This window comes from Streptomyces niphimycinicus, assembly GCF_018883605.1.
GTDB lineage: Bacteria > Actinomycetota > Actinomycetes > Streptomycetales > Streptomycetaceae > Streptomyces > Streptomyces niphimycinicus.
The window spans coordinates 1-629 of record NZ_JAHLEM010001176.1; the positions used below are offsets into that span (position 1 = coordinate 1).

A 629-nucleotide genomic window follows, 5' to 3' on the forward strand; every position below is an offset into this window, starting at 1 on the left:
GGCGGAACACCCCCGCGCGTCCGGCGCAGGCGCAGCGCCGGGGTCCACGGCCGCCCGCGCGTACGGACCGCTCGGGGCGCCCGGTCAACACCGTTCGCACCTCGCCGGGCGGACGCCGCCCCAGCGGGCCGAACCGCCGGTTGCTGCGGCAGCGGCTGACCGTGTTCGTCGTGGTGACGCTGCTGGTGGCGCTGGGGATCGCGGCGGCGCAGGGCTGTCAGGGCCCGGCCAACGGCTTGGGCGCGCCGCACGGGCCGACGGGGTCGGGGGCAGTCTCGTCGGCGGCACCGGACTCGGTGGCACCGGGCTCGGTGGCGGCCGACTCGACGGCAGTCGAGCCTGACGGCCGCCAGGGCGCGTCCGACGGATCGTGACGCCTGCGGCGGGCCGTTCCCCTCCCCGCCCCTTCCCGCAACTGGGGCTCCGACCCAGACCCCGCTCCTCAAACTCCCCCAGCTACCGCTGGGAGGTGCCCCCTGGAGGGGCTGGAAGGTCTGGGGCCGCGAAGCCCCTGCCACGCGGCGGTCAGAGCCCCGGTCTGCCCGAGGTGACCGCGTAGAAGGCGACCGCCGCCGCCGCACCCACGTTGAGCGAGTCCACCCCGTGGGCCATCGGGATCCGCACCCATT

2 pseudogenes are annotated in these 629 nt (G+C 76.8%); one reads left to right on the plus strand and one right to left on the minus strand.

The features are described 5' to 3' along the window. Window positions 1-374 (plus strand): annotated as a pseudogene (locus KN815_RS51370) (serine/threonine protein kinase); the annotation flags it as partial. A 151-nt stretch (window positions 375-525) separates the two neighbouring features. On the opposite strand, the pseudogene KN815_RS48645 reads toward KN815_RS51370, so the two are convergent. Further along, a pseudogene (locus tag KN815_RS48645) lies at window positions 526-629 on the minus strand (TrmH family RNA methyltransferase); the annotation flags it as partial.